Consider the following 12,122-nt stretch of genomic DNA (forward strand, 5'->3'; position numbering starts at 1 on the left):
GCACAWCTYSACGACGCTCGCGCAGGGGCGGAACCCGCAGTTCGATGACGTTCAGGCGATAGTATAGGTCCTGACGGAAGCGCCCGGCGGCCACTTCGGCGGCCAGGTCCTTGTGGGTCGCGCAGAGGATGCGCACGTCTACCGCGACTTCCTGCTGGCCACCCACGGCGCGCACGGCCTTTTCCTGGATGACGCGCAGCAGCTTGACCTGCATCGGCAGCGGCAGGTCGGCCACCTCGTCGAGGAACAGGGTGCCGCCGTTCGCCGCCTGGAACAGGCCCAGCTTGTCTTCCACGGCGCCGGTGAAGCTGCCTTTCTTGTGGCCGAAGAACTCGCTTTCCATCAGCTCTGACGGAATGGCGCCGCAGTTGACCGGCACGAAGGTCTGGACCTCCCGCGGGCCTTGCTCGTGGATCAACCGGGCTACCAGTTCCTTGCCGCTGCCGGATTCGCCGCTGATATAAACCGGCGCCTGGCTGCGGGCCAGCTTGGCCACCTGGTTACGCAGGGTGCGCATGGGTGGGGAATCACCGAGCAGGCGGCTGTCCACCGGGGCTTCCTCGGCTTCCGGCGAGCGCAGGCGCAGGGCGGAGTTCACCAGCTCACGCAGACGGGCGAGGTCCACAGGCTTGGTCAGGAAGTCGAAGGCGCCGGCCTTGAGCGCCTGCACCGCGGTATCCAGGCTGCCGAAGGCGGTGATCATCGCCACCGGCATCTGCGGATGGCGTTGCTGGATGTATTGCACCAGGTCCAGGCCGGTGCCGTCGGGCAGGCGCATGTCGGTGAGGCAGAAGTCGAACGGCTCGCGGGCCAGGAAGTCGCGGGCTTCCTTGACGTTGCGGGCGCTGCGGGTGTCCAGCTTCATGCGGCCGAGGGTGATTTCCAGCAGCTCGCGAATGTCGGGTTCGTCGTCGACGATCAGGGCTTTTTGACGGCTCATGTTCTTTGCGTCTTCTTAGCTTTGTTTGCGCGGGTGGGCGAAGGTGATGCGGAAGCAGCTGCCGCCTTCGTCACGCGTCTTGTAGTCCAGTCGAGCCTGATTGCTTTCGCACAGCTCGCGGGAGATATACAGGCCAAGGCCTGTGCCCTTGCTTTCGGTGGTGAAGAACGGCTCGAACAGTTTCCCCCGCTGTTCGGCGCTGATGCCGGGACCGTCGTCGAGCACTTCCAGCACGGGCAAGTCGGTCTCGCTGTCGCGGTACAGGCGCAGCCAGACCTGGCCGGTGCCGTTCTTCTGGGTGCTGTACCGTAACCCATTCTGCACGAGGTTGGTCAGTACCTGCGTCAACTGATGTGGGTCCATGCGCGTCTGCACGGTGCCCTGGCCGGTCTCCACGTGGATCTGCTGTCCCTCGCGCAGGCCTTCGCGCATCTCGCCAGCGTAGCGGTGCAGCCAGTATTTCAGGTCGAGCAGCTGCGGTTCGGACTGGCGTCGGCGCGACAGCTGCAGAACGTTCTCGATGACCAGGTTCATGCGCCGCGACTGGTCCTGGATGATCTGCGCCAGGCGCCGGTCGGGCTTGTCCAGTTCTTCCGATTCCAGCAGCAACTGGGCGGCATGGCTGATCGCGCCCAGCGGATTGCGGATTTCATGGGCGATGCCGGCGGTCAGCCGGCCAAGCGCGGCGAGCTTGAGCTGCTGGGCCTGCTGGGCGATCTGCGAGATGTCCTCGAGGAACATCAGGATGTGCTGTTCGTTGCCCCGGCGCAGCGGGATGAAGCTGGGCTGTACGGTCAGGCCGGACTCCATGGGTTGCAGGCTTGGCGGGCGCAGGGCGGGGTTCTGCTGCCATTGCTGCAGGCTGGAGACCAACTGCGGGCTGTACTCGGCCAGCGAGTGGCCTGGCAGGTCGTGGCCGCCCAGCAGCGTAGTGGCGCTCTGGTTGGCCAGCAGCACGCGGTGACGATCGCCCAGTACCAGGATGCCGGTGCGCATGCGCTGCAGGATCAGCGCGTTGAGCTCTTCGAGGTTGGCTACCGTGGTGGCACGCTGCTCGGCGATGTTTTCGACGATCTGCTGGCGCCGGGCCAGGGCCTGGATCAGCAGGGCCGAGGCGAAGCTCAGGGCACCCAGGCCGCCGGCCTGCACGTAGTGGTTGAGGGCGGTGACCTGGCTGAGGCTCAGGTAGAAGGTCAGGTAGATCAGGTTGATGGCGGCGATAGCGGCGATCAGCAGGCCGATGCGCCCGCGCAGCAGGATGTTGGCAATGGCCACGGCGACCACCATCAGGTTGCCGATGCCGCTGGGGATGCCGCCGGCGGTATAGAACAGCGCGCTGAGCAGGAGTATGTCCAGCGCTGCCAGGATGAACAGCGGCAGCAGCTGGCGCGGTGTCGGCATCAGCACGGCGATCAGGATGTTGAGGATCAGGTAGACCCAGCAGCCGACATGGAAAAGCTCGGGGTGGGCCAGCTTGAGTAGTTCATCATCCAGGCTGCTGGAGATCAGCAGTACCAGCACCAGGCCGATGGTCAGGCGATACAGGTGGTACAGGCGCAGGACACGCAGGCCCTGGCCCGTAAGGGAGATCCCTTCAGCGACCACGGTCGGTGCGGTCCTGTTCGAGGTGCGCGCGGCTGCAGTACCACTTGCTCTCATCCTGCAGGGCGTGGCTCTGCGGCACGTGCACGCCGCACTGTGCGCAGCGGACCATCGGCGCGGCGGGGTCGTCGCCCTTGGGCTTCTCGACGGGGCGCGCCGGTCGGGTGGCCTTGCGCCACAGCCACCAACCGAGGGCGAAGAGGGCGATCCAGAACAGCAGACGGGTCATGGCAATCCCTTGTGCATAAAGAGCGGCAGTTTATCCAAGCCTCGCGGCGCCGCACAGTGAGCCCGTGTGCGCTCCGCCGATCAGGGGTAAAAGACCCTTGAATCTTTCCAGGATGAAAAAAGGGAGGCCGAAGCCTCCCTTTTTCGTCGAACCTGACGGTATCAGTCGAAGATACCGAAGGTCATGTAGCTGAACCAGGAACGGTTGCTGCTGCCGGAGTTGCCTTCGGACTCGTGCTGTTCCTCTTCCACGTCGCTCTGGTTCTCGGGCTTGAGCTCGGCGGGGATCTGCTGTTCGGCGTCTTCGTACTGCTTGATCACGTCCTTGGATGCCTGGGTTTCCATGTGCGGCGGGGCATCATTGGTCTCGATCAGGCCCAGGGTGGCCTTGGCCAGCCAGGAGCGGTTGTCGGCTTCGTCTTCACGCGGAACGAACTGGCCATCCTTGAGGCTGGGGTTGTCCGGGTAGTTCGCCTTCAGGGTTTCCAGGCTGGAATCGGCCAGGTCGTTCAGGCCCAGGCGCTGGTAAGCCTCGACCATGATCGCCAGGCCATCGCCGACGGCCGGGGTTTCCTGGAAGTTCTCGACCACGTAGCGGCCGCGATTGGCGGCGGCGACGTAAGCCTGGCGCTTGAGGTAGTAGTGGCCGACGTGTACTTCGTAGGCCGCCAGCAGGTTGCGCAGGTAGATCATGCGCGCCTTGGCGTCCGGGGCGTAGCGGCTGTTCGGGTAGCGGCTGACCAGTTGGGCGAACTCGTTGAACGAGTCGCGGGCGGCGCCCGGGTCACGTTTGGTCATGTCCAGCGGCAGGAAGCGCGCCAGCAGGCCGCGGTCCTGGTCGAAGGAGGCCAGGCCCTTGAGGTAGTAGGCGTAGTCGACGTTCGGGTGCTGCGGGTGCAGGCGGATGAAGCGCTCGGCGGAGGCGCGGGCGGCCTCGGGCTCCATGTTCTTGTAGTTGGCGTAGATCAGTTCCAACTGGGCCTGCTCGGCATAGCGGCCGAACGGATAGCGGGACTCCAGCGCCTTCAGCTTGGCGACGGCGTTGGTGTAGCTCTTGTTATTGAGGTCATCCTGTGCCTGCTGGTACAGCTGGCTTTCGCTCAGGTTCTCATCCACCTTCTCACCCTTGGAGGAGCAAGCGGTGACGAAGGCGAGGATGGCGATCAGCAGCAGGTGTTTCACTTGCATGGCGGCTTGCGTCCCTGGACGGTCGGCTGTCGCGGCCGCAACCGTCTGTTATGATTGGCGCCCCAGGGATACCCCTGGGACAAAGGCCCCGTATTTAACCACAGCGCACAGCCGAACCAAAAGGCCGCGCGCCCTTCGTGTCCAGTCATGTCCAATATGATCCAACTCGCGGCAGAAGTGCCGTTCGACCTCGGTGGTCAGCGTCTCGACCAGGTCGCCGCCCAGCTCTTCTCCGACCACTCCCGCTCCCGCCTGGCTGGCTGGATCAAGGACGGCCGTCTCAAGGTCGACGGCGCCGTGCTGCGTCCGCGCGACATTGTCCATGCCGGCTCGCGCCTGGAACTGGATGTCGAGCTGGAGGCCCAGGGTGAATGGGTCGCCCAGGACATCGAGCTGGACATCGTTTATGAAGACGATCACATCCTGGTCATCGACAAGCCTACCGGCCTGGTGGTTCACCCCGCCGCGGGCCACCAGGACGGCACCCTGCTCAATGCGCTGCTGCACCACGTGCCGCATCTGGCCAATGTGCCGCGCGCCGGCATCGTGCACCGCCTGGACAAGGACACCACCGGCCTGATGGTGGTGGCCAAGACCCTGGAATCCCACACCAACCTGGTCGCGCAGTTGCAGGCGCGCTCGGTCAGCCGCATCTACGAAGCCATCGTTACCGGCGTCATCGTCGCCGGGGGCACCGTCGACGCGCCCATCGGTCGTCACGGCGTGCAACGGCAGAAGATGGCGGTGATCGAGACCGGCAAGGTCGCCATCAGCCATTACCGCGTGCTGGAGCGCTTCCGCGCGCACACCCACACCCGGGTGAAGCTGGAAACCGGCCGTACCCACCAGATCCGCGTCCATATGACGCACATCGGCCATCCGCTCGTGGGAGATCCCACCTACGGCGGGCGTTTCCGTATTCCGCCGGGTGCCAGCCCGACCCTCATCGAGTCCCTGCGCGACTTCCCGCGCCAGGCCCTGCACGCGCGTTTCCTGGAGCTGGATCACCCGGCCACCAGCGTGCGGATGAAATGGGAGTCGCCGCTCCCGGACGATTTCACCTGGCTGCTGAGCCTGCTGCGTCAGGACAACGAGTCCTTCGTATGACTTCATGGCTGACGCCCGATTGGCCGGCACCGGCAAATGTTCGTGCCTGCGGGACGACCCGCGCCGGCGGTGTCAGCGTCGAGCCTTTCGACAGTTTCAACCTCGGTGACCATGTCGGTGACGAGCCGGCTGCCGTGGCCGAGAATCGCCGTCGCCTGACTGCCGAGCTGGGTTGCCAGCCGGCCTGGTTGAGCCAGGTGCATGGCATCGAGGTGGTCGAGGCCGATCCGTCCGTCGTCGCCACCGCGGATGCCAGCTGGAGCGATACCCTGGGCATCGCCTGCACCATCATGACCGCCGACTGTTTGCCTGCCTTGTTCTGTGACCGAGCAGGCACTCGCGTCGCCGCGGCCCATGCCGGTTGGCGCGGGCTGGCCGGTGGCGTGCTGGAGGCGACCGTGGATGCCATGGGCATCGAACCGTCGCAATTGCTGGTCTGGCTGGGGCCGTCGATCGGTCCGCAGGCCTTCGAGGTCGGCCCGGAAGTGCGCGAAGCCTTCCTGGCCGAGCATGCCGAAGCCGAGCGCGCCTTCCTGCCCAGCGCCAATGCCGGCAAGTTCATGGCGGACATCTATGAACTGGCGCGTACCCGCCTCGCAGCGAAAGGCGTGACCGCCGTCTACGGCGGCGATTTCTGCACCTTCACCGACACCGAGCGCTTCTATTCCTACCGCCGCAGTTCGCGCACCGGCCGCCTGGCCAGCCTGATCTGGCTGACCTGACTGCCCGTTTGTAGGAGCGAGCCCGCTCGCGAACCGCTGGATACCTTTGTGTCAGGCGAGGTTCGCGAGCAAGCTCGCTCCTACAGGTTCAACTCCGCTCCGGAGGGCCTTCCGAAGACACGAACTGACGGGTGTCATGGCCAAATGGCTTGAACCGACCAAAATCGACCTTATCTATCTGGCATCCCGGCGGGTTAGTCGTGACCAGGGGCATCCATCGCTCCGGCCCGCTCTAGAAAGGAAGGACGACCCTCATGCGAATCGACCGTTTGACCAGCAAGCTCCAGCTTGCACTCTCCGATGCCCAGTCCCTGGCCGTTGGACATGACCACCCGGCCATCGAGCCGGTGCACCTGCTGTCCGCGCTGATCGATCAGCAGGGCGGCTCCATCAAGCCCCTGCTGATGCAGGTTGGCTTCGACATTCCCGCGCTGCGCTCCTCTCTTAATAAAGAGATGGACACGCTGCCGAAGATCCAGAACCCCACCGGCGACGTGAACCTGTCGCAGGATCTGGCGCGCCTGCTCAACCAGGCTGACCGCCTGGCCCAGCAGAAGGGGGACCAGTTCATCTCCAGCGAACTCGTGCTGCTGGCCGCCATGGACGACAGCACCAGGCTCGGCAAGCTGCTGACCAGCCAGGGCGTCTCCAAGAAGGCCCTGGAAAATGCCGTGACCAACCTGCGCGGCGGCGAGGCAGTGAACGACCCCAACGTCGAAGAGTCGCGTCAGGCGCTGGACAAGTACACCGTCGACATGACCAAGCGCGCCGAGGACGGCAAGCTCGACCCGGTGATCGGCCGTGACGACGAGATCCGTCGGACCATCCAGGTCCTGCAGCGCCGCACCAAGAACAACCCCGTGCTGATCGGCGAGCCCGGTGTCGGCAAGACCGCCATTGTCGAAGGCCTGGCCCAGCGCATCGTCAACGGCGAAGTGCCCGACGGCCTGAAAGACAAGCGCCTGCTGGCGCTGGACATGGGCGCGCTGATCGCCGGTGCCAAGTTCCGCGGCGAGTTCGAGGAGCGCCTGAAAGCCGTGCTCAACGAGCTGTCCAAGCAGGAAGGCCGGATCATCCTGTTCATCGACGAACTGCACACCATGGTCGGCGCTGGCAAGGCCGAGGGTGCCATGGACGCCGGCAACATGCTCAAGCCGGCCCTGGCCCGTGGCGAACTGCACTGCGTGGGCGCCACCACCCTGGACGAGTACCGCCAGTACATCGAGAAGGATGCCGCCCTGGAGCGCCGCTTCCAGAAAGTGCTGGTGGATGAGCCGAGCGAGGAAGACACCATCGCCATCCTGCGTGGCCTGAAAGAGCGCTATGAGGTGCACCACGGCGTCACCATCACCGATGGCGCGATCATCGCCGCGGCCAAGCTCAGCCACCGCTACATCACCGACCGTCAGCTGCCGGACAAGGCCATCGACCTGATCGACGAGGCTGCGAGCCGCATCCGCATGGAGATCGACTCCAAGCCGGAGGAACTCGATCGCCTGGATCGTCGCCTGATCCAGCTGAAGATCGAGCGCGAGGCACTGAAAAAAGAGGATGACGAGGCCACCAAGAAGCGCCTCGCCAAGCTCGAAGAAGACATCGCCAAGCTCGAGCGCGAGTACGCTGATCTTGAGGAAATCTGGAAATCGGAGAAAGCCGAGGTTCAGGGTTCCGCGCAGATCCAGCAGAAGATCGAGCAGGCCAAGCAGGAAATGGAAACCGCCCGGCGCAAGGGCGACCTGGAAACCATGGCGCGCATCCAGTACCAGACCATTCCGGACCTGGAGCGCAGCCTGCAGATGGTCGACCAGCACGGCCAGACCGAGAAGCAACTGCTGCGCAACAAGGTGACCGACGAGGAAATTGCCGAGGTCGTCGCCAAGTGGACCGGCATTCCTGTCTCCAAGATGCTCGAAGGCGAGCGCGAGAAACTGCTGCGCATGGAAGACGAGCTGCACAAGCGCGTCATCGGCCAGCACGAAGCCGTGGTGGCCGTCTCCAACGCCGTGCGCCGTTCCCGTGCTGGCTTGGCTGACCCGAACCGCCCGAGCGGCTCGTTCCTCTTCCTCGGCCCGACCGGGGTGGGCAAGACCGAGCTGTGCAAGGCCCTGGCCGAATTCCTCTTCGACACCGAGGAAGCGCTGGTGCGCATCGACATGTCCGAGTTCATGGAGAAGCACTCCGTGGCTCGCCTGATCGGTGCACCGCCGGGCTACGTGGGTTATGAAGAAGGCGGTTACCTGACCGAGGCTGTGCGCCGCAAACCGTACTCGGTGGTACTGCTCGACGAAGTCGAGAAGGCCCATCCGGACGTCTTCAACGTGCTGCTGCAGGTGCTGGAGGATGGTCGTCTGACCGACAGCCACGGCCGTACCGTGGACTTCCGCAACACCGTGGTGGTGATGACCTCGAACCTGGGGTCGGCGCAGATCCAGGAGCTGGTCGGCGATCGTGAGGCCCAGCATGCTGCGGTCATGGACGCGGTGAATTCACACTTCCGACCGGAATTCATCAACCGGATCGACGAAGTAGTGGTCTTCGAACCCTTGGCCCGCGAGCAGATCGCCGGCATTGCGCGGATCCAGATGGGCCGCCTGCGCAAACGCCTGGCTGAGCGCGAGCTGAGCCTGGAGCTGAGCGACGAGGCGATGGACAAGCTGATCGCCGTCGGCTTCGACCCGGTGTATGGCGCGCGGCCGCTCAAGCGTGCGATCCAGCGCTGGATCGAGAACCCGCTGGCGCAGTTGATCCTGGCCGGCAGGTTCAACCCTGGCGCGAAGATTCACGCCAAGGTCGAGAACGACGAGATAGTCTTCTCCTGATCCCCGCTCCACGAAAAAGCCCGCCCATCGGCGGGCTTTTTCATGGCTCTTTGTAGGAGCGAGCAAGCTCGTGCCTACAGGCATGGGTGAGTTTCTAGCCAGGCTCGCGGTCGCCACCGAGCATGAGCAGCAACTGCTCGACCAGTTCGGCCTGGTCCTCGGCGATATCGATGATGTGGAAGCCCGCCCAGCCCAATTGGCCGTCGGTGCCGGCTCGGCTCCACAGACAGTCCGCGCCCAGATGGATTTCGCCAATCTCGTCCAGCGGCGGTGCCGGTACGAGCTGGCAATCCCAGACGGAGTCGGCCTCCGGGACGTCCACGCCGCAAAGCATGAACCCTTCGGCAGAGAGGTCGGCGAGTCGACCCAGGCTGCGCCCGGTATGGCGGTCGAAGACTTCCACGGTCAGCCCGGTCTGCTGCCGGCTGTGCTGGCGACGTTCTCCCATCGACTGCTTCCTCAGGTCTGTGCCGGGCTGCGCCCGGAGGTAAAGCGTTGCAGGACCCGGTAGATCGCATTCAAGGCGCGATCCATCAGCGGGGCGGACTGTTCCGTCGGTACCAGGCGGACCTTGCCCGCTTCCATCTCCTGGGCCAACTGCACTATCGGTTTGACCGCCACTCGCTGCCCGGTGTGGTCGACGAACATATAGTTGCGCGTGGTCGGGCTGAACCACGAAAGCTTGAGCCGGCGAGCCGGAGTGGTGTCGCTGAACTCGAACCAGGTGCCGAACTCCAGCTGGCTCAGCTCTTTCATCAATACCCGCACGCGCTCGGAGAGTGCCTCGCTATCGGGTTTGACCAGCGTGTGCCCTTCGGCGCCAAGCATGGCGCCCAGAGGGCTTTCCGGTAGTTCCTGCTTGAGTTGCGCGGCGATCTGCGGCTTCTGTGCCTGAATCGCGTGCTGGCAGGCGACCAGGTCCTGCAGTAGCCGGCGGATTCCGTCTTCGTGGTAGCCGCCCAGCACCTCCAGCCCCTTGCGCAGGTCTTCCAGCAGGGCCAGGCGGATCGCTTGCAGATGATCGCGACCGTCGGCATCCAGCGGTGTCACGCTCCAGGCCAACTGCTCGGCAACCTCGCAGGCGCGCCTCCATTCGTCACTGTGCTCACCACTGCGCAGGACGATGAAGGTAAGGGCATCACACCAGCTCATTTCGAGGAAATTACGCACCAGCTCCGGCAGTTCGCGCTCGTGGGTCACCTTGGTAACAGCGTCCAGCGCTTGTTCTCGGGCGGCCAGGAGGCGGTCACGGCCACGCGCGGCTTCCATGGCCCGGCGCTCGCGCAGCTCGACCTTCTGCCGCAGGTTGGTGACGTATTCGTTGAAGTCGCCCAGCAGGGTGTCGAACAGCGACAGGTCGCCGACGAAATCCTGGATCACCCGCTCGACCACCCAGTGCATCTTCGCCAGCAGTGCGCGCTCTTCGCCCTCTCCGCCGTAGAGCACGCCGGCCTGGGCCATGGCGTTGAGCAGCTTGCGAGCGGGATGGTGGTGCTGGGTGAACAGTTGCTTGTCCAGCAGCGCCACCTTGAGGAAGGGGGTGTGCAGGTGGGAAAGCGTGGTCTTGCAACTGTCAGGCAGATTCTCGTCATCGAGGATGAAGTCGAAGACCATGCCCACCAGGTCGATGACGTCGGCCTCCTGGTCGGTCAGGCGAGTGTTCCTGGGCTGGGCGCTGCCGGCTTCCAGCTGGCGTTGCAGGTCGGCTTTCAGTGCATCGACCGGTTGCGGCTGGCGCAGGCGCTGGGCCAGTTCCTGGGCGGATTCGCGCTGCAGGCGATTCAATGCTTCCAGCAGTTCGTTGGCGCTGTAGGTCGTCGTGGCGGAGCTCGGACCGAAGCTGACAATGCTCTGGGTGTTGCCGAACAGGGTGGCCTTGTCTCCGCGTCGACGGCGCTCGGCAAGCAGCACGGCGAGGCCGCCGAACAGCGCATTGCGGTCTCCGGGCGGCATCTCCGGCAGATCGCCTGTGGCATAGGTCGGGGGCGCCAATGGAATGCCGTTCGTCGCCCCTGCGTCTTTCTCTTCCATCACGGAGCGGGGCGGCGGCGCATTCGCCGAGCGCTGCCCCTGCGGGCGGTACTTGAGGTTAGGCAGGACGCCGCCGTCGGCCAGCCGCTTGTTCAGCTGTTCATAGAGCGGCTGAAGATGCTGCATGACCTGCTGATCGAACAGGACATACAGGATGGTCTTGATGCGTAGTGGGAAAGCGCTGCGTGCCAGGGTGTCGCGGAATGCCTGGGCAACGGCCTGTGGGCCGAAGGGATTGCGGTCCTCGCCCAGCTTGCTGCCGTTGTTGAGTAGCGCCAGGCGTTGATCGAGGGCGAATAGCAACTGGGCACAGTGGGCGCGTACCTGATTGACCATATTGGTCACCAGGAGCGTCTCTTCATATTCGTCGTTACCGACCAGGGTCAACTGGTCCATGTCCAGCTCTTCCAGCGGCTCGGCGGTGGGTAGCTTGCCTTCGAGAAAGTCGCTCAGGCCCTGGGCGATGCGCTGGTGGTAGAAACGTTCGAGGTTCGGCCGCTCACGACGGACTTCGCGCATGGCGTCGAAGAACAGCGCCTGGACCTGATTGTTCTCGGCTTTTTCCGCGCACTCGAAGAGTGTGTCGTCCACCTGGGCGAAGACATTGCCCAGAAGCTCGGCGATGTGATTCATCGCCAATTGGCGGCAGCCCTGGACCAACTCGCCGAAGCGGGGCTGGATGACCCGGCTGGCGATCGGGGAGGGCGGTGGGGTGTCCTTGTTGCTCATGGCCATCCTGTGCGTGATCGTTCCGTTTACACCCGCGGTGGATCACTCGTGTTTTTCCAAGCAGATATAGCAATCAGCCCGGGCCCTGCAAAGCGAAGAAAAACTTTTTGGATCAGAGTGTTGACAGGCGTTTCGATATACGTAAAATGGCGCGCCTCTGATACGGGATTCCGGTGAAGCCGGAAGCGAAGTGGAAGAGATTGAAAGGTTCTTCGTTCCGCGATAGCTCAGTCGGTAGAGCAAATGACTGTTAATCATTGGGTCCCTGGTTCGAGTCCAGGTCGCGGAGCCAACTTTCAAACGGGGTATAGCGCAGTCCGGTAGCGCGCTTGCTTTGGGAGCAAGATGTCGGGAGTTCGAATCCCCCTACCCCGACCAAATTTTGGGTCGTTAGCTCAGTCGGTAGAGCAGTTGGCTTTTAACCAATTGGTCGTAGGTTCGAATCCTACACGACCCACCATATTTGGATTGCGAAATTTCGCGATCCGGGCTTGAAGATAAGCCCATTGTAAAAAGCCCACCTCTCGAGGTGGGCTTTTTCGTTTCGGCTTTTTTTCTGCCGCTCATCTATCCAGCGCCCCATGCGCCCTGTCTTATCCTGCGGCTCAGCAGGCAGATCGGTTTCGTCTCCGGAGGGTTTTGCCCGCCTTTGCTATCGTCCAGAGGCTTGGCTCGCTTCTTACGGACGGGAGACCGCCGTATCGGAAATTCCTCACCGGACATGGGACCGGTCTGATCTGGAAGTTCGCTGCAAAA

At 63.8% G+C, this 12,122-nt stretch carries 9 protein-coding genes and 3 tRNA genes; 6 read left to right on the top strand and 6 right to left on the bottom strand.

Going from position 1 to position 12,122, the window contains the following annotated elements; translation table 11 throughout:
* The 4 genes from A6723_RS16840 to A6723_RS16855 all read right to left on the bottom strand — a co-directional run.
* The coding region (locus A6723_RS16840) for a sigma-54 dependent transcriptional regulator (protein WP_064979813.1) at positions 1 to 940 on the bottom strand (940 nt) is incomplete at its 3' end.
* Between the two features lie 15 nt (positions 941 to 955).
* A complete protein-coding gene (locus A6723_RS16845) occupies positions 956 to 2,545 on the bottom strand; it encodes a PAS domain-containing sensor histidine kinase (protein WP_054909943.1) in 1,590 nt (529 codons plus the stop codon).
* Complete coding sequence (locus tag A6723_RS16850) at positions 2,535 to 2,777, bottom strand: PP0621 family protein (protein ID WP_054909944.1); 243 nt, start codon at positions 2,775 to 2,777, stop codon at positions 2,535 to 2,537. Before A6723_RS16850 ends, A6723_RS16845 begins: the two co-directional genes overlap by 11 nt.
* 155 nt (positions 2,778 to 2,932) lie before the next feature.
* Positions 2,933 to 3,958, bottom strand: coding sequence for an outer membrane protein assembly factor BamD (locus A6723_RS16855; RefSeq protein ID WP_064979814.1), 1,026 nt, complete (start codon positions 3,956 to 3,958; stop codon positions 2,933 to 2,935).
* Positions 3,959 to 4,105: 147 nt separating this feature from the next.
* Here A6723_RS16855 and rluD point away from each other — a divergent pair, with 147 nt between their 5' ends.
* The 3 genes from rluD (at position 4,106) to clpB (ending at position 8,606) form a co-directional block, all read left to right on the top strand.
* On the top strand, positions 4,106 to 5,065 hold the full coding sequence (gene rluD / locus A6723_RS16860; RefSeq protein ID WP_054909947.1) for a 23S rRNA pseudouridine(1911/1915/1917) synthase RluD: 960 nt from the start codon (positions 4,106 to 4,108) through the stop codon (positions 5,063 to 5,065).
* Entirely contained in the window at positions 5,062 to 5,787 is a 726-nt protein-coding gene (pgeF, locus tag A6723_RS16865) for a peptidoglycan editing factor PgeF (protein ID WP_054909948.1), read from the top strand. The genes rluD and pgeF overlap by 4 nt, the downstream gene beginning before the upstream one ends.
* Positions 5,788 to 6,041: 254 nt before the next feature.
* A complete protein-coding gene (gene clpB, locus A6723_RS16870) occupies positions 6,042 to 8,606 on the top strand; it encodes an ATP-dependent chaperone ClpB (RefSeq protein ID WP_054909949.1) in 2,565 nt (854 codons plus the stop codon).
* A gap of 94 nt (positions 8,607 to 8,700) precedes the next feature.
* Here the strand turns inward: clpB and A6723_RS16875 are convergent, their stop codons facing one another.
* A complete protein-coding gene (locus A6723_RS16875; protein WP_054909950.1) occupies positions 8,701 to 9,054 on the bottom strand; it encodes a PilZ domain-containing protein in 354 nt (117 codons plus the stop codon).
* A gap of 11 nt (positions 9,055 to 9,065) precedes the next feature.
* On the bottom strand, positions 9,066 to 11,366 hold the full coding sequence (locus A6723_RS16880) for a DUF1631 domain-containing protein (protein ID WP_054909979.1): 2,301 nt from the start codon (positions 11,364 to 11,366) through the stop codon (positions 9,066 to 9,068).
* A gap of 216 nt (positions 11,367 to 11,582) precedes the next feature.
* Here A6723_RS16880 and A6723_RS16885 point away from each other — a divergent pair.
* From A6723_RS16885 to A6723_RS16895, 3 genes are all read left to right on the top strand, one after another.
* Positions 11,583 to 11,658 (top strand) — tRNA-Asn (locus A6723_RS16885).
* A 9-nt stretch (positions 11,659 to 11,667) separates the two neighbouring features.
* Positions 11,668 to 11,744: transfer RNA gene (locus tag A6723_RS16890), tRNA-Pro, on the top strand.
* Positions 11,745 to 11,750: 6 nt separating this feature from the next.
* Positions 11,751 to 11,826, top strand: a tRNA-Lys gene (locus tag A6723_RS16895).
* The last annotated feature ends 296 nt before the right edge of the window (positions 11,827 to 12,122 follow it).

The organism is Pseudomonas sp. AU11447 (assembly GCF_001672555.2).
Classification (GTDB): Bacteria; Pseudomonadota; Gammaproteobacteria; order Pseudomonadales; family Pseudomonadaceae; genus Pseudomonas; species Pseudomonas nitroreducens.

Coding starts and splice junctions, on each gene's coding strand:
- A6723_RS16875 (WP_054909950.1), bottom strand. CDS start 9,054: ATGGGAGAACGTCGCCAGCACAGCCGGCAGCAGACCGGGCTGACCGTG.
- A6723_RS16855 (WP_064979814.1), bottom strand. CDS start 3,958: ATGCAAGTGAAACACCTGCTGCTGATCGCCATCCTCGCCTTCGTCACC.
- clpB (WP_054909949.1), top strand. CDS start 6,042: ATGCGAATCGACCGTTTGACCAGCAAGCTCCAGCTTGCACTCTCCGAT.
- rluD (WP_054909947.1), top strand. CDS start 4,106: ATGTCCAATATGATCCAACTCGCGGCAGAAGTGCCGTTCGACCTCGGT.
- A6723_RS16880 (WP_054909979.1), bottom strand. CDS start 11,366: ATGAGCAACAAGGACACCCCACCGCCCTCCCCGATCGCCAGCCGGGTC.
- pgeF (WP_054909948.1), top strand. CDS start 5,062: ATGACTTCATGGCTGACGCCCGATTGGCCGGCACCGGCAAATGTTCGT.